Source organism: Geomonas limicola (assembly GCF_014193675.1).
GTDB classification, from domain to species: Bacteria; Desulfobacterota; Desulfuromonadia; order Geobacterales; family Geobacteraceae; genus Geomonas; species Geomonas limicola.
In genome coordinates, this window is sequence record NZ_BLXZ01000014.1 from 14,802 (window position 1) to 36,421 (window position 21,620).

At 67.4% G+C, this 21,620-nt stretch carries 17 protein-coding genes and 1 pseudogene; all 18 read left to right on the forward strand.

Features of this window, described 5'->3' with window-relative positions:
* Nucleotides 1-4: 4 nt before the first annotated feature.
* Entirely contained in the window at nt 5-721 is a 717-nt protein-coding gene (gene flgF, locus H7688_RS22315; RefSeq protein WP_183363473.1) for a flagellar basal-body rod protein FlgF, read from the forward strand.
* A gap of 60 nt (nt 722-781) precedes the next feature.
* Nucleotides 782-1,570, forward strand: coding sequence for a flagellar basal-body rod protein FlgG (flgG, locus tag H7688_RS22320; RefSeq protein ID WP_183363474.1), 789 nt, complete (start codon nt 782-784; stop codon nt 1,568-1,570).
* 1 nt (nt 1,571) lies between these two features.
* The gene (flgA, locus tag H7688_RS22325) at nt 1,572-2,315 is read left to right on the forward strand and encodes a flagellar basal body P-ring formation chaperone FlgA (RefSeq protein WP_183363475.1); all 744 of its coding nucleotides are present in this window, start codon (nt 1,572-1,574) and stop codon (nt 2,313-2,315) included.
* A complete protein-coding gene (locus tag H7688_RS22330; protein WP_183363476.1) occupies nt 2,315-3,010 on the forward strand; it encodes a flagellar basal body L-ring protein FlgH in 696 nt (231 codons plus the stop codon). Before flgA ends, H7688_RS22330 begins: the two co-directional genes overlap by 1 nt.
* Nucleotides 3,011-3,064: 54 nt before the next feature.
* Nucleotides 3,065-4,165, forward strand: coding sequence for a flagellar basal body P-ring protein FlgI (locus H7688_RS22335; protein ID WP_183363477.1), 1,101 nt, complete (start codon nt 3,065-3,067; stop codon nt 4,163-4,165).
* An 11-nt stretch (nt 4,166-4,176) separates the two neighbouring features.
* Nucleotides 4,177-4,524, forward strand: coding sequence for a rod-binding protein (locus tag H7688_RS22340; RefSeq protein WP_183363478.1), 348 nt, complete (start codon nt 4,177-4,179; stop codon nt 4,522-4,524).
* Nucleotides 4,514-4,816 carry a flagellar biosynthesis anti-sigma factor FlgM gene (gene flgM / locus H7688_RS22345; RefSeq protein ID WP_183363479.1) on the forward strand — a complete coding sequence of 101 codons (303 nt, stop codon included), beginning with the start codon at nt 4,514-4,516 and terminating at the stop codon, nt 4,814-4,816. The genes H7688_RS22340 and flgM overlap by 11 nt, the downstream gene beginning before the upstream one ends.
* Nucleotides 4,817-4,830: 14 nt before the next feature.
* Complete coding sequence (locus H7688_RS22350) at nt 4,831-5,328, forward strand: flagellar protein FlgN (protein WP_183363480.1); 498 nt, start codon at nt 4,831-4,833, stop codon at nt 5,326-5,328.
* Between the two features lies 1 nt (nt 5,329).
* Entirely contained in the window at nt 5,330-6,784 is a 1,455-nt protein-coding gene (gene flgK / locus H7688_RS22355) for a flagellar hook-associated protein FlgK (protein ID WP_183363481.1), read from the forward strand.
* Nucleotides 6,785-6,793: 9 nt separating this feature from the next.
* Nucleotides 6,794-7,714, forward strand: coding sequence for a flagellin N-terminal helical domain-containing protein (locus H7688_RS22360; RefSeq protein WP_183363482.1), 921 nt, complete (start codon nt 6,794-6,796; stop codon nt 7,712-7,714).
* 159 nt (nt 7,715-7,873) lie between these two features.
* Nucleotides 7,874-8,128, forward strand: coding sequence for a flagellar FlbD family protein (locus H7688_RS22365; protein ID WP_183363483.1), 255 nt, complete (start codon nt 7,874-7,876; stop codon nt 8,126-8,128).
* A gap of 25 nt (nt 8,129-8,153) precedes the next feature.
* A complete protein-coding gene (locus tag H7688_RS22370; protein ID WP_183363484.1) occupies nt 8,154-8,921 on the forward strand; it encodes a flagellar motor protein in 768 nt (255 codons plus the stop codon).
* Nucleotides 8,922-9,713, forward strand: coding sequence for a flagellar motor protein MotB (locus H7688_RS22375; RefSeq protein ID WP_183363485.1), 792 nt, complete (start codon nt 8,922-8,924; stop codon nt 9,711-9,713).
* A gap of 28 nt (nt 9,714-9,741) precedes the next feature.
* Nucleotides 9,742-11,568 (forward strand): glycosyltransferase family 9 protein, encoded by a 1,827-nt coding sequence (locus H7688_RS22380; protein WP_183363486.1) that lies wholly within the window; start codon nt 9,742-9,744, stop codon nt 11,566-11,568.
* Nucleotides 11,569-11,740: 172 nt separating this feature from the next.
* Complete coding sequence (locus tag H7688_RS22385) at nt 11,741-12,796, forward strand: glycosyltransferase family 4 protein (protein ID WP_183363487.1); 1,056 nt, start codon at nt 11,741-11,743, stop codon at nt 12,794-12,796.
* Nucleotides 12,797-12,798: 2 nt separating this feature from the next.
* Nucleotides 12,799-20,274 carry a tetratricopeptide repeat protein gene (locus H7688_RS22740; protein ID WP_246329927.1) on the forward strand — a complete coding sequence of 2,492 codons (7,476 nt, stop codon included), beginning with the start codon at nt 12,799-12,801 and terminating at the stop codon, nt 20,272-20,274.
* A gap of 195 nt (nt 20,275-20,469) precedes the next feature.
* Nucleotides 20,470-21,288, forward strand: a complete 819-nt coding sequence (locus H7688_RS22400; RefSeq protein WP_183363488.1) for a flagellin N-terminal helical domain-containing protein — start codon at nt 20,470-20,472, stop codon at nt 21,286-21,288.
* A 97-nt stretch (nt 21,289-21,385) separates the two neighbouring features.
* Nucleotides 21,386-21,620: pseudogene (locus H7688_RS22405) on the forward strand (flagellin N-terminal helical domain-containing protein); the annotation flags it as partial.

Sequence of the window (21,620 nt, forward strand, 5' to 3'; positions counted from 1 at the left end):
CTCGATGAACAGCGGCATGTATGCGGCCCTTTCCGGGAACCTGACGGCGGTGCGCCGGCTCGAGGTGGTTTCGAACAACCTCGCCAACGCGAGCACCCCCGGTTTCAAGGCGGACCAGCTCCAGTTCGAGAGCGTTTTGGCCAATGTCAAAAAACCGACCAGCCAAGACCCCGCGCTCGCCAACGAGCGTTTCTACACCGACTTCACCCCGGGGCCGCTGCAGAAAAGCGACAACGTCTTCGACGTGGCACTCGAGGGGGACGGCTTCTTCGTGGTGAACACCCCGGACGGCCCCGCCTACACCCGGCAGGGGAACTTCCACCGCGGCGCCGGCGGCAAGCTGGTGACCGCCGAGGGGTACGAGGTGCAGGGGCAGGGGGGCTCGATCACGGTTTCCGGCAAGCAGGTAATGATCGACGGCAAGGGGGCGGTGAACGTGGACGGCAACGCCGTGGCGACCCTCTCCACCGTCGACTTCCCGAAGCCCTACCAGCTGACCAAGCTCGGCTCCGGGCTCTTCCGCCCGGCCGACCCGCAGGCGACCCCGACCCCCTCCACGGCGCAGGTGAAGCAGGGGTTCCTGGAGGGTTCCAACGTGAAGGTCATGGTGGAGATGGCCCGCATGATCGAGGCGAACCGCTACTTCGAGCTCTGCAGCAAGGCGGTGAAGAGCTACGACGATTTGGCCACCAAGGCCGTGAACGAGTTGGGCAAGGTGTAACCATCGGACCGAGCGGTCCGATCCCATGCATCTGTCCGATACCAAAGGAGAACCACAACCATGATCAGGGCCTTATGGACCGCAGCATCCGGGATGCAGGCGCAGCAGATGAACATCGACGTGGTGGCCAACAACCTGGCCAACGTGAGCACCACCGGCTTCAAGAAGAGCCGCGCCGACTTCCAGGATCTCATGTACCAGACCGTGAAGACGACCGGTGCGCCGGCTACCAACACCACCACCAACCCGACCGGCATCCAGGTGGGCCTCGGCGTGAAACCCGCCTCGGTCACCAAGATCTTCTCGGCGGGGAACATCACCCAGACCGGCAACGAGCTCGACGTCGCCATCCAGGGGGACGGCTTCATCCAGGTGCAGCAGTCTGACGGTACCACCGCCTACACCCGGGCCGGTGCCCTTAAAAAGGACGGCCAGGGGCGCGTGACCACCGCGGACGGCTCGCCGATCCTGCCGGAGATCACCATCCCCAGTAACGCCACCAAGATCACCATCGGCAGCGACGGCACCGTCTCGGTGCAGCAGGCCGGCCAGAACGCCGCCACCACGGTGGGGACCCTGCAGCTCGCCTCCTTCCCGAACCCTTCGGGTCTGAACGCCATCGGCAAGAACCTCTTCCTCCCGACCGACTCCTCGGGTGCCGCCACCACCGGGACCGCCGGCCAAAACGGCCTGGGGACCCTGGAGCAGGGGTACGTCGAGATGAGCAACGTGAGCATCATGGAAGAGATGGTGAACATGATCGTGGGGCAGCGCGCCTACGAGATCAACTCGAAGGCGGTACAGGCCTCTGACGACATGCTGCAGCAGGCAGCAGGTCTCAAGCGCTAACATGAAAGCCCTCCTGGTAACCCTGATGCTCCTTTGCCTGGTGCTTCCCGCCCAGGCGGCTCCGGTCGCAGCCCCCCCGGCTACCGTTCCGGCTGCCGCTGTCGGGACCGTGGTGACCGAGGAGGAGCTGCGCCAGGTGATCCGCGAGTTCCTGGTGAAGAAGACCGAGCACCTGAGTGCGCAGGTGGTCGTGAAGAAGATCGGCGTCAGCGGGGATCTCAAACTCCCCGCCGGCAAGCCGAGCTTCGAGGTGGTGGCCCCCAGCCGCTGGGAAGGGTACGGCAGCACCTCGCTCGCGCTCATCGTCAGGGTGGACGACCAGGTGAAGAAGAACCTGAGCATCCAGGTCGAGGTCGAGGCGCTCGCCGAGATGGTGGTGGCAACGAGGACCCTGGAGCGCGGCGAGGTACTTTCCGCGTCCGACGTGGCCCTGGACCGCCGCGACCTGGCCCACGTGCAGGGGCGCTACAGCCGTGGCCTCGACGAGGTCGTGGGGCTGAGGGTGAAGAGTGCCATCCGCGCCAACGCCCCCGTGCGGGGCGACTACCTAGAGCGGGTCCCGGTCGTGAAGAGCGGCCAATTGGTCACCATCGTGGCCGAGAACGACGTGGTCAGGATCACCGCCACGGGCCGCGCCAAGGTGGCCGGCGCCGTTGGTGACACCATCTCGGTGCAGAACCTGTCTTCGCAGAAGGAGATCGCCGCGCGGGTGGTAGACGCGACGACGGTAAAGGTGGATTTCTGATGTACCGTACCGCACGGTTTCCCCACATCTTCGCCGCAGCCGCGCTTCTCGCGCCGCTGTGGCTTTCCGGCTGCTCGCACCAGACCGCCGAGGTGAAGACCCCGGGCTTTGACGAGCAGATCCCCCGGCCGCAGATGAACTACGCCTCGGGGAGCCTCTGGCAGGCCTCCTCGACGAGCCTCGTCGAAGACCTGAAGGCGCGCCGGCGCGGCGACATCGTCACCGTGGTGATCTCCGAGAACGCCTCGGCGAGCAAGCAGGCGAGCACCGCGACCTCCCGGGCGAGCTCGATGAGCGCCGGGATGCCCAACCTGCTCGGTCTCGAGAAGACCCCGATCAAGAGCTGGTTCGATCTGGCGAACCTCCTGAACGCGAGCTTCTCGACCAAGTTCGACGGCTCCGGCTCCACGAGCCGCGCCGAGACCCTGACCGCGACCATCTCCACCAAGGTGATGGACGTGCTCCCCAACGGGAACCTGATGATCGAGGGGCGCCGCAACGTCAAGGTGAACAACGAGGACCAGATCATCGTCCTGACCGGCACGGTCAGAAGCCGCGACGTGAACGCCGACAACACGGTGAGCTCGGCGCTCATCGCCGATGCCCGCATCAACTACACCGGCAAGGGCGTGATCAGCGACCGGCAGAAGCCCGGCTGGCTGATGAACATCATCGACAGCGTCTGGCCGTTCTAGCTAACGGGGAAGGCTGACCGGACCGATCGGTCGCATCACCAACACAAGGTCACCATGAAAACTCTGCGCACCGCATACCTGATAGCCCTCGTCCTCATAGCGCTCCCCCAGCTTTGCCTGGCGGCGCGTATCAAGGACATCGCCGCCTTCGACGGCGTCAGGGAGAACCAGTTGATCGGCTACGGCCTGGTGGTCGGCCTGAACGGCTCGGGCGACACCGACCAGACCAAGTTCCCGGTGCAGTCCCTGGTGGGGGCCCTGGAACGGATGGGTGTCACCATCGGCCGCACCGAATTGACCGTCAAGAACATCGCCGCGGTCATGGTGACCGCCCAGCTCCCCCCCTTCGCCAAGCAGGGGAACCGGCTCGACGTCCTGGTCTCTTCGCTCGGGGACGCCAAGAGCTTGGCCGGCGGCACGCTCCTCATGGCCCCCTTGAAGGGTGCCGACAGCCAGGTGTACGCCGTCGCCCAGGGTGCCATCCTCACCAACTCGTTTTCCTACGGCGGCCAGGCGACCAGCGCGGTGAAGAACCATCCCACCGCCGGCACCGTGCCGGGTGGGGCGCTCATCGAGCGGGAACTCCCCAACGTGCTCGCCGACAAGAGCGTGTTGAAGCTGAACCTGCACCAGTCCGACTTCACCACCGCCGCGCGGGTGGCGCGCACCATCAACGAGCGCTTCCAGGCCGGCGTCGCGGCGCTGACCGACCCCGGCAGCGTGCAGATCATGGTCCCCGAGCCGTACCGCGGACGGGTGGTCGAGTTCGTGGCCGACCTGGAGCGGCTCGAGGTGAATCCGGACGTCACCGCCCGCGTGGTGATGAACGAGCGCACCGGCACCATCGTCATGGGCGAGAACGTGCGCATCTCCACGGTCGCGGTCTCCCACGGCAACCTCACCGTGGTCGTCAAGGAAACCCCCCGGGTCTCCCAGCCCGGGCCGCTCTCCAACGGCACCACCACCACGGTCCCCCGGACCGACGTCAAGGTCTCCGAGGAGCGGGTGAACCTTTCGCTCTTGCGTGAGGGGGCGAACCTCAGCGACGTGGTGCGCGGCCTGAACACCCTCGGGGTCACCCCGCGCGACCTTTTGGGGATCATGCAGGCGATCAAGGCCGCCGGCGCGCTGAACGCCGAGCTGAGCGTAATGTAGGGGAGGAAACGATGGAGCTTAGCCCGTTAACCACCCCGAGCCTCCCCCCGGTCGAAAACCGGGTCCCCACCCAAGGGAAAAAGGATGACCCCGCAAAGGTGAAGAAGGTCGCCCAGGAGTTCGAGGCGATGTTCGTGGGGATGATGCTCAAGTCGATGCGCGAGACCGTGGGGCAGGACAAACTGACCGGCGGCGGACGCGCCGAGGAGACCTTCCGCTCCATGCTGGACCAGGAGTACGCCACCGAAGCCACCAAAAGCGGGGGCATCGGTCTGGCGAAGCTGCTGGAAAAGGAACTGACCAAAAACGGAGGCAACCCCGCCCAGGGTCAGGCCCAGGGGATCGACCATGCGTATTAACGGATCGGCCTACGTGGTGGACATCTCCCGGTCGCAGGCAGTGCGCCCGGAGAAGACCGAGAACACCCAGGTGCAGCAGGCACGGGGTCCCGCCCAGGTGCGCACCCTGGACCGGGTGGAGATCTCGCCCAAGGCACGCGAACTGGAGCGGCTCAAGAAGGAGATGAACCAGTACCCCGAGGTGCGCCTGGACCAGGTGGCCCTCGCCAAGCAGAACCTGCAGTACGGCAGCTACCGGGTGGACGCCACGGTGCTGGCCCAGAAGATCATGGACACCTACGGTAAAGGATAAAGGGAGACAGCCACATGAAACAACGTACGGCGCAACTGATCGCCACACTGGCCCAAAAAGGGGAGCTGATGCAGGCGCTGCGTAACCTCCTGGAAAAGGAGAAGGACTGCATGCTGGCCCTCGACCTGACCGGACTGGAGGAGACCCAGCAGGAAATCGGCCGCCTCATGGGGCAGATGGGCGAGCTCTCGGAGACCTGCAAGGCCATGGTCGCCCAACTGGGGAGCGAGATGGGGCTCGCCGGTTCCCCGGCGCTCACCCCGATCATCGACCGGCTGGCGCAGCCCGAAAAGGGGGCGCTCAGGGAGGCGCAAAAGCAGGTGCAGAGCCACTCCAGGGAGCTCTCCGGCGCGCTGGAGTTGAACCGCAGCCTGTTGAGCGACTCGCTCCAGGTGGTGGAGCGCTCCATCAACTTCTTCAACCGGCTCTTCAATCCGGTAGATACCTACGGACTGGCCGGCTCGCTGGTCAGCAGACGCGGCGGCGGTCGCCTGGTCTGCAAGGAGATCTAAGATGGGAATCAGCAACCTCTTCGACGTGGCGAATTCGGCGCTCACCGCCCAGCGGTTGGCCATCGAGGTGGCGGGCGAGAACATCGCCAACGTGAACACCGAGGGGTACTCGCGCCAGCAGGTGGTGATGGCCAACAAGCCGGTCACCACCAGTAACGGCTTCCCGCTGGGGAGCGGCGTGCAGATCCAGGCGATCCAGCGCTCCTACGACGGCATGCTGCAGCAGCAGCTCATCAACGGCAACGCCACCTACCAGCAGAACCTGACCAAGCAGACTGCCCTGGACCAGATCGAGCCCTCCTTCAACGAGCTGGCGACCGACGGCCTGGGGGCTTCGCTCGACAGCTTCTTCGGCTCCTTCCAGGACCTCTCCACCAACCCGCAGGGGGCGGCGGAGCGCCAGGCGGTGCTCACCAAGAGCCAGGACCTGATCGATACCTTCCACCAGATGAACCAGAGCCTCTCCAACGTGGTGAGCACCTCGAACAACAACCTGGTGGGGATCACCGCGGACGTAAGCTCGCTCGCCAAGAACCTCGCCGACCTGAACGGCCAGATCGTCTCCACCGGCGCGGTCGCCGGCAACGCCAACGAGCTTTTGGACCAGCGCGACCTTTTGATTCGCAAACTCTCCGAGAAGGTGGGGATCACCTCGACCATCCAAAGCGACGGCACCGCCTCGATCGCGGTACCCGGCGGGCAGCAGCTGGTGAGCGGCACCAAGTACGCAAGCCTCTACACCAAGGCAAGCGGCACCCCCTCCAGCAACAGCATCCTGATCTCGGCGCTGGGTAATCCCCCCTACCAGGTCGCGGCCTCGGACACCAACGTGACCGGCTCCATCGGCGGCATCAACAACGCCCTGGGGCAGATCGGGGGCACCCTGCAGGTGCGCGACACCATCGTGCCGGGCTATATCAACAAGCTCGACGAACTGGCCGGCCAGCTGGTCTCCTCGGTGAACACCCAGCACGCCGCGGGCTACGGCATCGACGGGCCGCCGGCCACCACCGGGCACAACTTCTTCTCGGCGACCGGCACCACCGCGGCCACCATCGGGCTCGACTCCACGCTCACCGCGAGCACCATCGCGGCGGGCTTCCCGACCGCGACCGACCCGGCCCCCACCAGTGCGGGAAACAACCAGAACGCCCTGAAGCTCGCCAACCTGCAGAAGGCGAACTACAGCTTCTCGACCGGCCAGGCCACCATGGCAGGGTTCTACAACACCCTGGTGAGCACCGTCGGCCTCGACACCCAGTCGGCCACCAGCAGCACCACCCAGGGGGCCGCCTTCTTAAAGCAGCTCACCACCTTGCGGGAATCCAACTCCGGGGTCTCGCTGGACGAGGAGCTGGTGAACCTCACCAAGTACCAGCAGTCCTTCCAGGGTGCCGCCAAGGCGCTCAACACCGCAACCGAGATGCTGGACACCGTTTTGGGACTGATCCGATAGGAGTGAACCATGCGCATAACCAACGGCATGACCGCCAACAACGCGCTCTACAACCTGCAGAAGGGGCTTAACAACCTCAACGATCTCAACGGCTCGGTCTCCTCCGGGCTCAACGTGAGCAAGCCGAGCGAAGACCCGCTCTCGGCGCGCCAGCTCCTCGACCTGCAGGAGCAGGTGAACGTCGGCAAGCAGTACACCGCCAACATCACCAAGGCGAAGCTCCTGTTGAACGTGACCAGCACCGCCTTGAACGGCATGGGCGACGTGATGACCCAGCTGAAAACCACGGCCGGGAGCATCGCCAACGGCTCCTCGGATCCCACGGTCCGCTCCGCCGCCGTCAGCAACCTGACCGAGCTGAAAAAGCAGCTCATCGACTACGGCAACACCCAGTCCGAGAACCAGTACGTCTTCGGGGGCTTCTCCACCGGACAGCCCTTCGATACCGCCGGCAACTTCAGCGGCACCAACGACTCCCTCGACGTGAACATCAACCAGGGCTCGACGGTGACCACCAACGTCTCCGGCGGCCAGCTCTTGCGCGGCGGCACCCCCCCGGCCGCGGTGGGGAGCGGTGCCACGGCGGGCCAGAGCCCGGTGGACATCATCGGCTCCATCGACGCCCTGATCAGCTCGATCAACTCGAACAACACCTCGGGGATCCAGGACGGCATCAAGAACATGCAGGCCGCCTCCCAGCAGGTCACCGCGAGCATCTCCAGCGTGGCGGGGAGGCTCACCCGGCTGGAGAACATGCAGACCATGATCACCAACAACCAGAACACCCTTGAGGGGATCTACTCGGACAAGCAGAACGTGGACTACGCCAAGGCCGGCGTCGAGCTGAGCCAGCTCAACACCGCCTACAGCGCGGCGCTCTCCACCACCGCGAAGATCAACCAGCTCTCCTTGCTGGACTATCTCAAGTAGCCACCCGCCTCACCCCCGGACGGCCGTGCGAGCGCTTCGAGAGTGGTCCGCACGGCCGTTTTTTTGGAGCCGGTCTTATTAGAGCTAAAGCTTTGGCTCACCCCGGCCGAAACCGTAACTAACGGCCTAGGCCGCATCTTGCATCTACACGGGTGACGTATGATCAAGCTCACCGCCCTCGACGGCAGCGAAATGTACCTCAATCCGGACCTGATCGAGATGATCCAGGAGACGCCGGATACCCATATCACCCTCTCCAACGGCAACCGCTACCTGGTGCTGGAACCGGCGCGGGTGGTGATCGGCCGCATCGTCAGCTTCCAGGCGCGCCTGATGCGTCACGCCGCGACCGGATCCCGGCGTTACCTGCGCAGGGAAGACCCGGAGCGGTACCAACCCGTGTGCAGGCTGTAACTAACCAGAAGGTTGGTGTGAAATCATGGATATAGCGAGTATTATCGGCATTTGCCTGGGACTGGGGGCCGTGTTTGGCGGTGCCGCCCTGGAAGGCCTGCACATGGGGGCGCTGGTCCAGCCCACCGCCGCGATGATCGTGTGCGGGGGGACCCTGGCGGCCACCTGCGTCAGCTTCCCGCTCCCCACCTTGATGCAGGCCCTGAAGGACCTGAAGCGGGTCTTTCTGCCACCCCAGGAGGATCCCGAGGGGGTCATCAAGAACATCATCAACTACGCGGCCAAGGCGCGGCGTAACGGCCTGATCTCACTCGAGCAGGAGGCCCAGACCGTCAAGGACTCCTTCACCAAGAAGGGGATCTCGCTGGTCGTCGACGGCATCGACCCGCAGAAGCTCCGGGAGACCATGGAGATCGAGCTGGGGAGCTTCAAGGAGCACGGCAAGGGGAGCGCCGAGGTCTTCGAATCGGCCGGCGGTTTCGCCCCGACCATCGGCATCATCGGCGCGGTGCTTGGTCTCATCCACGTCATGAGCAACCTCTCGGACGCCTCCAAACTGGGCGGCGGCATCGCGGTCGCCTTCGTGGCCACCATCTACGGCCTCATGCTGGCCAATATCTTCTGCATCCCCTTCGGCACCAAGTTGAAGCACCGCCTGAAAGAGGAGCTGTTGCAGAAGGAGATGGTCATCGAGGGGCTCATCGCCATCCAAAACGGCGAGAACCCGCACTTCATCGAGCAGAAACTCAGGGCCTACCTGCACGACGGCGGTCACGAAAAAAAGGCTAAATAGATGGCCAAGAAGGAAGAACACGAGAAGGAACCAAACCACGAGAGGTGGCTGGTTTCCTATGCGGACTTCATCACCCTGCTCTTCGCGGTGTTCGTGACGCTCTACGCCATGAGCCAGTCGGACAAGAAGAAGGTGGAAGAGGTCATGCAGTCGATGCGCGAATCCTTCGGCTACTCTACGAAATCATCCCCGGCGAGCCAGCCCGCGGTCATCGAGTCGGGCACCATCAGCGTCATCCCGGGGGTGCGCAAGATCACCGTGACCTCCACCCGAAACGGCAAGACCCGCTCCAAGGGGGGGGAGAAGGACTTCCGCTCCACCAAGGCCGCCATCGAGGCCTACCTCATGAAGGCGCGCGCCCAGGACAAGGTGAGCGTGAGCATCACCCAGCGCGGGCTGGTGGTGAGCCTCAAGGAGGCGGGGTTCTTCGACTCGGGGAGCGCCACCCTGAAGCCGAGTTCCTATGCCCTTTTGAACGACGTGGTGGAATCGCTCACCAGCTACTCGAACGGGATCCGGGTCGAGGGGCACACCGACAACATTCCCATCAGCACCTCCGCCTTCCCCTCCAACTGGGAGCTTTCCACCGCCCGCGCCACCAGCGTGGTGCAGTACCTCATCAAGCAGGACGACTTCGATCCTGCCAACATCTCCGCCGCCGGTTACGGCGAGTACCGCCCGGTAGCCGAGAACGGCAGCCAGGAGGGGCGCCAGAAGAACCGCCGCGTCGACCTGGTGCTGCTCTCCGAGCAGGGCGAGCGCAGCGAACCCCCGGCCGTGAGCTCCCCCTAGTCGCGCCATGCCCCCCGCACCACACCAGATGGGCCGACTTCCCGGGGCCCCTTTCCCTGAACCGGCACGACCCGGGCTCTCGATCTGCATCTGCACCGCCGGAGGGGTCGGCGACCTGATCATCACCGCGCACCTGGTCCAGGAACTGCACGCGGTGCTGGAGCCGCGCTCCCTCGACCTCTACTACCCCAACGAAGCGGTGGCCCGTTTCGTCTTCCACCACTCCCCCTGCGTCGACACCGTACTCCCCGCCCATCTCTTCGCCGAGAACCGCGACCGCTACGACCTGGTGGTCCTCGCGCTGCAGTACGTCAAGTTCGAACCCCGCGACCCTGCCGCGCTGGCTGTCGACTACCCCGAGGTTGCCGTCCGGCTCGCGGAGGCCGCCCGGCGCTTCGAGAGTTTCCGCGGCTTCTACGACCGGCAGCCCGCCCTGGACGGCCTGCTCGGGCGGATCGCGGTCAAGGCGGGGCGCCAGGCCATCGCGAACCTCGGCTACTTTGCCGGGCTCGACATACCACCTGAACGCCGTTACCACCTGGTGCCGGCCCCCGACGCCTACCCCGCGGTCTGCCGGCTGATGCCGCCGGGAACCCCCTACCTGACCGTCCACGACGGCTTCGACGCCAGCCAGGCGGCACCCGGCTCGGCGACCAAGTGCTGGCCGCTGGAACACTGGATAGAACTGGTCCGGAGCCTGAAGGCCCGGCTCCCCGAACTGCGCATCGTCCAGCTGGGTGCTGCCAGCAGCCGCCCGATAGCCGGAGTGGACCTCTGCCTGGTGAACCAGACCACGCTGGCCGAGGCGGCCTGGCTCATCAAGGGGGCGCTTTTGCACGTCGATACCGAGTCGGGGCTCGTGCACCTGGCGCGCACCCTGGCCACCCGCAGCGTCGTCCTCTTCGGCCCCACCGACCGCGACTACTACGGCTATCCCGAAAACCTCAACCTGAGCGCGGGGGAGTGCGGCAACTGCTGGTGGTCCACCCCGGACTGGCTCCTTAACTGTCCCCGGGGGCTTACGCAGCCGGCCTGCATGGCCGCCATCACCCCGGACCGGGTCTGCCGGGCCGTCCTCGACGAGCTGGGGGGGCGGCGCAACCCCGAGTACCGCTGCCAGGACCTCTCCCTCTACGACCGGGGGAGCAACGCCGGGTTCCCCGACCAGCTCGAGACCATCTGCGCCGGCGCGCGCCTGGCACCCGACCCAGGTGGGGGCAAGGTCGCCGCTCCCGGCTCGGGGCCGCCTGCGGCCTCGAGGGTCTGGGGGTACCGGTACGCCCTGGAGCGGATCGCGGCGCACCACGGCGCACGCCGCGGGCTGAGGGTCGCCGAGCTGAACGGGGGGGGAAGCCCCCTGGCCCCCTATCTTGCCTCCCTGGGACACCAGGTGCAGGTGCTGGAGTTCGACCGCGGGCGGGATGCGAAGGGAGAGCGCGGGGGCGCAGGTAACTACCGGCGCCTGGCGCGGGAGTGCGGCTGCCAGGTGGGCTACGGCTCCCCGGGAAACCTTCCCGTACCGGATCTTTCCTGCGACGTGGTCCTCTATTGCGGGGGGGCTGGACCTGCCTCGCTTGTCGCGGGGGAGCTGGAGGAGGCACTGAGGACGGTGGCCTGGGGCGGCCTCCTCGTGCTCAGCTTCGGCGTCAGCACTTCTCCCACGGGAGAGGCGGCCGCAGCAGGGGCGGTCAGCTGCGAGCGCCTGGCGAGCCTCCTGGGACGGCTCGGCATTGCCCAACCCGGAATCGCCGGACCCGATCTGGCGGCGAGTGCCCACGCCGTGCTGCTCGACGGGGTGGCCGGGGTCCCTGCCGGGGCGACCCTGGCAGGTCTTGCCATCGCCAAGCTGCGCTAGCGTCAGTCCGCCAGCGCTCCCGCCGACAGTTGTCAAAATTATGACCGCCGCACCCCGCCGCACCCCGCCGCACCCCGCCTGACACCCCGCGCAGCCCCGTTTTCCCCTCCCTGATGCTGGTGCGCTATTTGCAGAACCTCTTGCCGATTACCACCCTCTGAGAGGTCCACACATGAAGGTTGACATGCCGAGCGGCTCCACGCATGGCTGGGGAGTAGCCGGAGAGTACCTGGAGCGCGAGATCGCCAAGCTCCCCCCGATCGAAGGGGTCACCCTGCACTGCATGACCAGCACCCTGGCGCCGCGCAACCGGGAGGCCTGGAACCGCATCAACATCGGGTACTGCTTCTTCGAAAACAGCGTCGAGATCCTCAACTACACCCGGCAGGCCGCGCGCACCTGGGACTTCATCGTCGCCGGTTCCAAGTGGTGCGAGTACCAGCTGCGCATCGGCGGGGTCCAGAATACCTGTACCATCCTGCAGGGGATCGATCCGGAGAACTTCTACCCGGCGCCGCTGCCGCCGGACGACCGCTTCGTGGTCTTCTCCGGGGGGAAGTTCGAGTTCAGGAAATCCCAGGATATCGTGATAGCCGCCATGAAGGTCTTCATGGAGCGGCACCGCGACGCCTGGCTCTCCTGCAGTTGGGGGAACCAGTGGCCCTTTTCGGTGGCCACCATGGCGAGTTCCCCCTTCATAAGCTACCGCGACGATCCGGAAAATTTCCTGAATACCCCGGAGCGCACCATCATCGAAAACGGCATGGACCGCTCCCGGGTCATGGTGAACCCGCTGATCCCCAACCCCGAGATGCGCCGTATCTTCGCCGGAACCCATCTGGGTCTCTTTCCGAACCGCTGCGAGGGGGGAAACAACATGGTGATGTGCGAGTACATGGCCTGCGGCCGCGCCGTGATCGCCTCCAACACTTCCGGGCACGCCGATGTCATCGACGACCAGGGTGCCTACCCGCTGTTCAGCTACCGCCCCATGGTGGTCGGCGGCGGCGGGGCTCCGGTCACCTCGGTCTGGGAGGAGCCCTCCCTGGAAGAGGTCCTGGTAGGGCTCGAGTGGGCCTACGCGCACCGCGACGAGCTCCCGGTCAAGGGGGCCGCGGCCGCCCAGGCCATGCAGAAGCTGAGCTGGAGTTCGGCAGCACGCCAGTTCCACTACCTGGCGGCGAAACTCGCCAACCAGGCCGAGATCGCACGCTTGCGCGGGGCCTGAGCGTGGTGGCGAGCGCGGCGGCGCAGCAACAGTTTGCTCGTGCCCTCGACCTGCACCGGGAGGGGAGCCTGGAAGAGGCCGCGGAGCTCTACCGCGCGGTCGCGGCCTCGGGCTCGGCGTGGGGCGTCGATGCGCAGATAAACCTCGGGGTCATCCTGCACGAGACCGGCCGGTACGGCGAGGCGTTCGACGTCTACCGGGCGGCCCTGGAGGCGCGGCAGGACGACCCGGTCGCGCTCAACAACCTGGGGAACACGCTCCTGGCGCTCGGGCGCTTTGCCGAGGCGGCCAAGGCCTATGGCCGGGCGCTGGAAAAGGCGCCGGAGAGCCGCACGACCCGGATCGCGCTGGGCGCCGCCTGGCAGCGCGAGGGTGAGCTCACCCGCGCCGAGGCCTGCTTCCGGGAGGCCCTGGCCAGGGACCCGGAGGATGCCGAGGCGCACTGGAACCTGGCGCTGGCACTTTTGGCCCAGGGGGAGTTCGCCGAGGGGTGGCGCGAGTACCAGTGGCGCTGGCGCCGCGACAGCTTCACCTCGCCGCGCCGCGGCTTCGCCTGCCCCGCCTGGGACGGCACCCCTCTTTCCGGACGCCGCCTCCTGGTGCACTGCGAGCAGGGGCTGGGGGACACCATCCAGTTCCTGCGCTACCTGCCGCTTCTGGCCACCGCCGGGGGCGAGGTGGTGCTCGAGGTGCAGTCGGCCCAGCTGCTCCCCCTGACGAACAATCTCCCCGGGGTCTCCCGGGTCTGCCTCATGGGGGAGCCGATCCCCCCCTGCGACGTTCAGGTAGCACTCCTCTCGCTCCCCTATCTCTTCGGCAGCACCCTCGAGAACCTCCCCGACCGGCTTCCCTACCTCGCCGCACCGGCAGACCGGCTGGCGCCCTGGCGGGCCCGGGTGGCCGAACGCGGTGAGGGGCTCAAGGTCGGGCTGGTCTGGGCCGGCAAACCGACCCCGGACCCCTTCCGTTCCGCGCGCCTCGCCGACTTCGCCCCCCTGGCCGGACTCCCGGGCATCACCTTCTTCTCGCTGCAGCTGGGTGAGGCGGCCTTGCACCCTGCGCCGCAGGGGTTCGCGCTCGTCGACCTGACCGGCTCGCTCGCCGACTTCGGCGACACCGCGGCACTCGTCGAACAGCTCGACCTGGTCATCTCGGTGGACACTTCGGTGGCGCACCTCGCCGGGGCGCTGGGGAAGCCGGTCTGGCTCATGCTCCCCAAGGCCGCCGACTACCGCTGGCTCGCCGGGCGCGACGACTCCCCCTGGTATCCGGGAATGCGCCTCTTTCGGCAGACCCGGCAGGGGGTCTGGGACGACGTCGTCGAGCGCCTGGCAGGCGAACTGGAGCTGGCGGCCCTGGCGGCAGGCGAGCGCCTGGTCGCGGCAACCCCCCTCGACCCCGCCCCCTGGGAGCTCTGCGGCCTCATCCTGGCCCGCCTGGGGCGCCACCGGGAAGCGGTACTGCGGCTCAACAAGGCAGCACTCCTTGACCCTGACAGCTACCAGGTGCACTACGCCCTGGCCGCTTCGCTCAAGGAACTCGGGAGCCTCGCCGAGGCCGCCGGGCACCTGGAGCGGGCCCTGGCGCTCAAGGACGATCTCGCCCAACTCCACGAGGCGCTCGGCATCGTCCGGCAGCTGGGGGGGGAGTACCAGGTGGCGCTCGCCTCATACGACCGCTCGCTCGTCCTCGACCCGGCTGCGCTGCGCTCCCGCTACAACCGTGCCGTGGCCCGGCGCGAGCTGGGGCGCTTCGAGGAGGCGCTCGAGGGGTTTGCCGAGGTGGTGCGGCTCGCCCCGGAACATGCCGACGCCCACTGGAACCTGGCCCTGATGCTCCTGGTGACCGGTCGGCTCGAGGAGGGGTGGCGCGAGTTCTCCTGGCGCTTCGCGCGCGGTCCCCTGGCGCCGGTCCGGCGCTTTCAGGAGCTCCCTCCCTGGGACGGCGGGGAGCTTGCCGGCCGGAGCATCCTGGTCTGGGCCGAGCAGGGGCTGGGGGACACCCTGCAGTTCTTGCGCTACCTCCCGCTCCTTGCCGAGCGCGGGGGGACCGTGGTCCTCGAGGTACAGTCCGCCTCCCTGAAACCCCTCGCCGAGCGGGTGCCGGGGGTCGCGCGGGTGCTGGTGGCCGGCGAGGCCCCGCCTCGCTGCGACCTGCAGGCCTCGCTTCTGGAGTTGCCGGCGCTCTTTGGCACCACCCTCGACAGCATCCCGGCAAGGGTTCCCTACCTCGACCCGCCCCCCGAGCGACTGGCAGCTGCGGCCGCGCTCCTGCCGCGCGACGGCTCCTTCAAGGTGGGGCTGGTCTGGGCCGGCAACCCCGGCCACGAGAACGACCGGAACCGCTCGCTCCCCCTCGAGCTCCTGGCGCCTTTGGCCGGCATTGCGGGGGTGCGCTACTACGCGCTGCAACTGGGGAGCGCCGCAGTCCAGGCTGACCAGGTACCGGAACTCGGGGTGGAGGACCTCTCCCACGCCCTGGGCGATTTCGCCGACAGCGCCGCACTGGTGAGCCAGCTCGACCTGGTGGTCACGGTGGACACCTCGATGGCGCACCTGTGCGGTGCCCTGGGGGTACCGGCCTGGGTGCTGGTCCCCTTCATCCCCGACTGGCGCTGGCTGGTGGGGTGCGAGACCTCTCCCTGGTACCCGTCCCTGCGGCTGTTCCGTCAAAAGCGGCCCGGCAGCTGGCAGGAACCGGTATTGCGGCTGCACGCCGCGCTCAAGGAGCTGGCCCGCCCGGTCTTGAAGGCCCCGGCGCCGGAGGGGACGCCCCTCCCGGCACGGACGGCGCTTCTGGAACAGGGGGTCCAGCTCTCCGAGGCGGGACGCTTCACCGAGGCGGCCCGGGTCTTCCGGCAGCTGCTCGCGCTCGACCCGGACGACGCCGATGTGCTCAATAACCTCGGGTGCGCCCTGGACAACGCGGGGCGGCCCGCCGAGGCGCTGGTTCACTACCGGCGTGCCATCGAACTCCGTGCCGATTTCTGTGCCCCGCACTACAACATGGGCAACAGCCTGAGGTCGCTGGGTGAGGGGGCCTCGGCGCTTGGGTGCTACCAGCGTGCGCTCGCCATCGAGCCCGAACTCCCCCAGGGGTGGCATAACCTGGCCTTGGCGCTGCAGGACCTGGGGCGCCTTGAGGAGGCGCAGCAGGCGCTGGAGCGTGCCGTTCACCTGCACCCCGGCTACCTGGAGGCGCGCCATACCCTGGGCGAACTCTTGCACAACCGCGGTGACCTCGCCCGCGCCGCCGCGACCTTCGAAGAGGTTGTCGCCCGCGATGCCGGGTTCCTCCCCTCCTGGAACGCGCTCGGCATCACCCGGATGGCCCAGGAGCGTCTCGATGATGCCGTCCAGTGCTACCGGGAGGCGCTGAAGCGCAACCCCGAGTACCTGCACGCCCTCAACAACCTGGGTGCTACCTGCCGGGCGCTGGGCGATCTGGCCGGGGCCCGGGACTGCTACCTGAAGGTGCTCGCCTGCGACCCGCAGTACGCCGACGCCCACTGGAACCTGGCGCTGGTCGAACTGCAACTCGGTGACTACCCTGCAGGGTGGCTGGGGTACGAGTGGCGCTTCAAAAAGGTCGATCCCATCCCGCTCAAGGAGTTCCCGCGCCCCCTGTGGGACGGCGGCCCCCTTGCCGGCAAGACCATCCTGCTCCATGCCGAGCAGGGGTTCGGCGACACCATCCAGTTCGTGCGTTATGCCACCCTGGTTGCCGGGCGAGGCGCCCGGGTCCTGGTGCAGTGCCAGTCGCCGCCCATCGCGAAGATCCTCGAGAGCGTGCCGGGGGTCTCCCGGGTGCTGGTGCGGGGTGAGGCGCTTCCCGACTTCGACTGCCATGCGCCACTCATGAGTCTGCCGCTTTTGTCAGGCACCACGCTCGACAGCGTGCCGGCACAGGTCCCCTACCTCGCCCCCGACCCCGGTCTCCTGGCCCGCTGGGGCGAGCGCATCGCCGAGTCCCAGGCTCCCGCCGGCAAGCTGCGGGTCGGCCTGGTCTGGGCCGGCCGGCCCACCTACCAGGACGATGCCCGGCGCTCCTTGAGCCTCAAGCTATTCGCTCCCCTTGCGCGCCTTGGCGGGGTGAGCTTCTACGCCCTGCAGGTGGGACCCGGTGCCGAACAGGCGGCGCAGCCGCCGGCCGGGATGGAACTTGCCGACCTGGGGAGCCGGGTGCACGACTTCTCGGACTCCGCCGCCATCGTTGCGCACCTCGACCTGGTGATCTCCGCCGACACCGCGCTGGCCCACCTGGCCGGGGCGCTCGGGAAGCCGGTCTGGGTGCTGCTCCCCAAGGCATGCGACTGGCGCTGGCTCACCGGGCGCACCGATTCCCCCTGGTACCCGACGGCACGGCTCTTCCGGCAGAGCGAGCGCGGCGACTGGGCAGGTGTTCTCGAGCGGGTGGCCCAGGCCCTCAACGAGCTGGTGGCTGGCCCGGGTGAGCCCGGGCGTACTGCCGGCCTCGACGAGCCTCCCTGCGCCCCGGAGCTCGCCCCCCTCAACGCCGCCCTTGCCGCAGGCGACCTCGTCCGTGCGGCTGGACTCTGTCAGGCCCTCCTGGCGCAGCACCCCGACCACGTCGAACTTTTGACCCTGGCCGGCGCCCTGGCGCGCGGCCGCGGTGACTCACCCGCCGCGCTCCCCCTGTTCGAGCGTGCCGCCCGGTTCTCCCCCGGTCTTCCCGAGCTGCACAACAACCTCGGCGTGGTCCTCGAGGACCTCGGGCGCCACGACCAGGCGCTGGTCCACTACCGCCGGGCTCTCGAACTGAAGCCGGACTACCCGGAGGGGCACTGCAACCTCGGCAACGCGCTTAAAGGCCTGGGCCGCAGCGAGGAGGCCTGTGCCGCCTACCGGCGAGCCCTGGAACTCCAGCCGCGCTACCCCGAGGCCTACTACAACCTGGGTAACGCCCTGCGCTGCGCCGGGGAGTGGCCCGAAGCGGCCGCCTGCTACCGTGCGCTCCTCGAGCTCGATCCGGAGCACCTCTCCGGCTGGCTCAACCTGGGGGGCTCGCTTTTGACCCTGAACCGCTACGCCGAGGCCGAAGAGGTCCTACGCCGCGCGCTCCACATCGCGCCCGATTGCCGCGAGGCCCACTGGAACCTGGGGCAGGCGCTCCTTGCCCAGGGAAAGTTCCGCGCGGGGTGGCCCGAATACGAGTGGCGCCTGAAGGACATGGAGACCTTCCCGGCATACTGCATCGGGAAACCGCGCTGGGACGGCGGCGCACTCGACGGCCGCACCCTCTTGTTACGCGCCGAGCAGGGCTTTGGCGACGCGCTGCAGTTCTTCCGCTTCGTGCCGCTGCTCGTGGAGCGGGGCGCGGACCTCGTCCTGGAGTGCCGCCGCGAGCTCCTGCCGCTCTTTGCCGCCCAGGGGCTCCCGGTGCGCTGTTTCGCGGTCGGGGACCCGGCGCCCCCCTTCGACACCTTCGCCTACCTGATGAGTCTCCCGAACCTCCTGGGGATCGCCCCGGAAAACCTGCCGGCCGCCCCCTACCTGCGCGCCGAGCCGGCACTCGCGGCACAGTGGCGCGCCCACGTCCCGCACGACGGTCTCAAGGTGGGGATCATCTGGTCCGGCAGCAGCCTCTACCAGGGGGACCCCTACCGCTTCCGCTCGCTCTCCCGCGAACTCCTCGAACCGCTTACCCTGATCCCGGGGGTGCAGCTGATCGGCCTGCAGCCCGAGCCCGAGGCGGCCGGGGCGGGGATCTGCCAGCTGGGAAGCCGGCTGCGCCACTTCGGGGACACGGCCGCGCTCATCGCCAACCTGGACCTGGTCGTCAGCATCGACACCGCGCTCGCCCACCTGGCAGGAGCCCTCGGGGTTCCGACCCTCTTGCTGCTCCCCTGGTCCTGCGACTGGCGCTGGCCGGCCGGGCGCGACCACTCCCCCTGGTATCCGAGCCTGCGCCTGTACCGCCAAGAGGCGCCCGGGGACTGGGGCCCGGTCCTGGAGGCGCTGTGCGGCGAGCTGGCCCGCCTGGCCGCCGCTGCCGGGGGAGACGTTCCACCTCCGGATCCGAACCGGCTCTTTGCCGAGGCGAACGCCCTGAGTCGTGCCGGCGACCTCGACGCCGCCGTGCTGCGCTACCGGGAGCTCCTGGAGCTCTGCCCGGACCACCCCGAGGTGCTGAACAACCTGGGGCTCGTGCTGCAGGACCAGGGAGCGCTCGACGAGGCCGCAAGCTGCTACCGCGCGGCGCTCGGGATCAAGCCCGACCTGGCTGACGCCTGGAACAACCTGGGGACCGTCCTGGTGACCCGGGATGACCGCCCGGCCGCCCTTGACTGTTTCGAAGAGGCGCTCGCGCTCAACCCGCACTACCTTCCGGCCTACGCCAACCTGGGGAGTGCGCTGCAGCACCTGGAGCTGCCGGACCGGGCGGTCGAGATCTACCGGCGCGCCCTCGCCATCGACCCCGAAAACCCGCAGGTACTCGTAAACCTGGGCAATGCCTATCAGGAGCTCAGGGAGCCCGAGGCGGCGGTCCGGGCCTATCGCCAAGCGCTCGCCCTCGATCCCGAATCTGCCGAGGCGCACTGGAACCTTGCCCTGAGTCTTTTGAGCCTGGGGGATTTTGCACACGGCTGGCGGGAGTACGAGTGGCGCTTCGCGGCGGGGGCCCCGGCCCCGGTTTCCTTGCCGCGCTGGGACGGCGGGGCGCTGGAGGGGAGACGCATCCTCTTGTGGTGCGAGCAGGGGCTGGGTGACACCCTGCACTTCGTGCGCTATGCCGCACAGGTTGCCGAGCGGGGCGGTCGGGTCTTCCTGCGCTGCCAGGCGGCGAGCCTCAAGCCGCTTCTGGAGTGCATCCCCGGCATCTCGGGGGTCTACGCCCCGGGGGAGGCGTTGCCGCCCCTTGACTGCCAGTTCCCGCTTCTGAGCCTTCCGCAACTGTTCGGCACCACGCTGGAAAAGCTCCCGGGACCGGTCCCCTACCTCTGCGCCTCTTTGGAGCGGGTCATCGCCTGGCGCGACCGGCTCGCCTCCCCGGCGCGGCTCAAGGTGGGACTCATCTGGCGCGGGGGGCCGCTCCCCAAGAACCGCGCCTGCCCCTACGAGGCCTTTGGCGTCCTGGCCGGGCTCACCGGGGTGCAGTTTTTCAGCCTGCAGCTGGGGGAGGTGCCCGATGCGCACGTGCTCCCCGCGCGCGAGCTGGGCCCCGAGATCCGCGACTTCGCCGATAGCGCCGCGATCATGGCCCAACTCGACCTGGTGATCAGCGTCGACACCGCCGGTGCCCACCTGGCCGGCGCTCTCGGCGTCCCGACCTGGCTCATCCTCCCCTGGTCCTGCGACTGGCGCTGGCAGCTCGCCGAGACCGCCTCCCCGTGGTACCCCTCGCTGCGCCTGTTCCGACAGGAGCGCCCCGGCGACTGGCCGGGACTCCTTGCCACGCTTCGGGTCGCGCTCGAGGAGCTAGCCGAAACACTCCCACAAAAGGTTGGAAATAAATAACGTGGAACCCTGCGATTCACATTAAAGTTCTGGTCCTAGGCGTCGATGAGAGCCACAGATTCTGTGACGTCAGCCAGAAGGGGGTGAATTGCGCAGAGCCAATAAGGTCCCGAACTTACGACCAGAAGTCTTTCCTTAACCACGTACTCCGGCTAGAAAGCCGGACCATACCCCACCCAGAAAAGGAGATTTACCATGGGCATCAGTGACATCTCACTCACCGCAGGGATGAGGACCAACCTCCTCAACCTCCAGGACACCAGCACCCTCCTGAACCGGACCCAGGCTCGCCTCGCCTCCGGCAAGCAGGTCAACAGCGCTCTGGACAACCCGACCAACTACTTCGCGGCCCAGAACGCCAACCAGCGCGCCAACGACTTCGCCTCCCGCAAGGACTCCATGTCCGAGGCGGTGCAGACGGTCTCCGCGGCCAACGCCGGCATCACCGCCATCACCGGTCTGATCCAGGCAGCAAAAGGTATCTCGCAGTCGGCCCTCTCGACCTCCGACACCACCGTCCAGTCGAAACTCGCCGCCCAGTACGATACCATCCGCACCCAGATCGACCAGATGTCCTCGGACGCGAGCTACAAGGGGTTGAACCTCCTGAGCTCCAGCAACACCCTGACGGTCAACTTCAACGAGAACGCCTCGTCCTCGCTGAACGTGATCGGCTTCCTGGGCAACTCCTCGGGCCTGAGCCTCTCGGCTACCTCGGGCAACTGGCAGGCGACCTCGTCCATCACGAGCGACGCAGCCAAGATGGACTCGGCGATCACCTCGCTGCGTACCAGCACCCAGACCCTGGCAGCGAACCTGAACATCATCACCACGCGTCAGAACTTCACCGACAACATGATCAACACCCTGCAGACCGGTGCGGACAACCTGACCCTGGCGGATATGAACCAGGAAGGCGCCAACATGCTGATGTTGCAGACCCGCCAGTCCTTGAGCACGACCTCGCTTTCCATGTCGTCTCAGGCAGCCCAGGCGGTCCTGAAGCTGTTCTAGTCGGAGCCCCGTAAGGGGACCGACTGACGGAACCACACCGTAGCCACGATCCGGTTAGAAAACCGGCATCAACAGAACCTAGAAAAGGAGATTTACCATGGGAATCAGTGACATTTCGCTTACCGCGGGGATGAGGACCAACCTCCTCAACCTCCAGGACACCACGAAGCTCTTGAACCGGACCCAGGCACGACTCGCCTCGGGCAAGCAGGTCAACAGCGCTCTGGACAACCCGACCAACTACTTCGCGGCCCAGAACGCCAACCAGCGCGCCAACGACTTCGCCTCCCGCAAGGACTCCATGTCCGAGGCGGTGCAGACGGTCTCCGCGG

What these genes read in the sequence shown, in the direction of transcription:
- flgK (WP_183363481.1), top strand. Translation starts at nt 5,330, where the DNA reads ATGGGAATCAGCAACCTCTTCGACGTGGCGAATTCGGCGCTCACCGCC.
- flgF (WP_183363473.1), top strand. Translation starts at nt 5, where the DNA reads ATGAACAGCGGCATGTATGCGGCCCTTTCCGGGAACCTGACGGCGGTG.
- flgM (WP_183363479.1), top strand. Translation starts at nt 4,514, where the DNA reads ATGCGTATTAACGGATCGGCCTACGTGGTGGACATCTCCCGGTCGCAG.
- H7688_RS22365 (WP_183363483.1), top strand. Translation starts at nt 7,874, where the DNA reads ATGATCAAGCTCACCGCCCTCGACGGCAGCGAAATGTACCTCAATCCG.
- H7688_RS22335 (WP_183363477.1), top strand. Translation starts at nt 3,065, where the DNA reads ATGAAAACTCTGCGCACCGCATACCTGATAGCCCTCGTCCTCATAGCG.
- H7688_RS22360 (WP_183363482.1), top strand. Translation starts at nt 6,794, where the DNA reads ATGCGCATAACCAACGGCATGACCGCCAACAACGCGCTCTACAACCTG.
- flgA (WP_183363475.1), top strand. Translation starts at nt 1,572, where the DNA reads ATGAAAGCCCTCCTGGTAACCCTGATGCTCCTTTGCCTGGTGCTTCCC.
- H7688_RS22350 (WP_183363480.1), top strand. Translation starts at nt 4,831, where the DNA reads ATGAAACAACGTACGGCGCAACTGATCGCCACACTGGCCCAAAAAGGG.
- H7688_RS22375 (WP_183363485.1), top strand. Translation starts at nt 8,922, where the DNA reads ATGGCCAAGAAGGAAGAACACGAGAAGGAACCAAACCACGAGAGGTGG.
- H7688_RS22400 (WP_183363488.1), top strand. Translation starts at nt 20,470, where the DNA reads ATGGGCATCAGTGACATCTCACTCACCGCAGGGATGAGGACCAACCTC.
- H7688_RS22340 (WP_183363478.1), top strand. Translation starts at nt 4,177, where the DNA reads ATGGAGCTTAGCCCGTTAACCACCCCGAGCCTCCCCCCGGTCGAAAAC.
- flgG (WP_183363474.1), top strand. Translation starts at nt 782, where the DNA reads ATGATCAGGGCCTTATGGACCGCAGCATCCGGGATGCAGGCGCAGCAG.
- H7688_RS22370 (WP_183363484.1), top strand. Translation starts at nt 8,154, where the DNA reads ATGGATATAGCGAGTATTATCGGCATTTGCCTGGGACTGGGGGCCGTG.
- H7688_RS22380 (WP_183363486.1), top strand. Translation starts at nt 9,742, where the DNA reads ATGGGCCGACTTCCCGGGGCCCCTTTCCCTGAACCGGCACGACCCGGG.
- H7688_RS22385 (WP_183363487.1), top strand. Translation starts at nt 11,741, where the DNA reads ATGAAGGTTGACATGCCGAGCGGCTCCACGCATGGCTGGGGAGTAGCC.
- H7688_RS22330 (WP_183363476.1), top strand. Translation starts at nt 2,315, where the DNA reads ATGTACCGTACCGCACGGTTTCCCCACATCTTCGCCGCAGCCGCGCTT.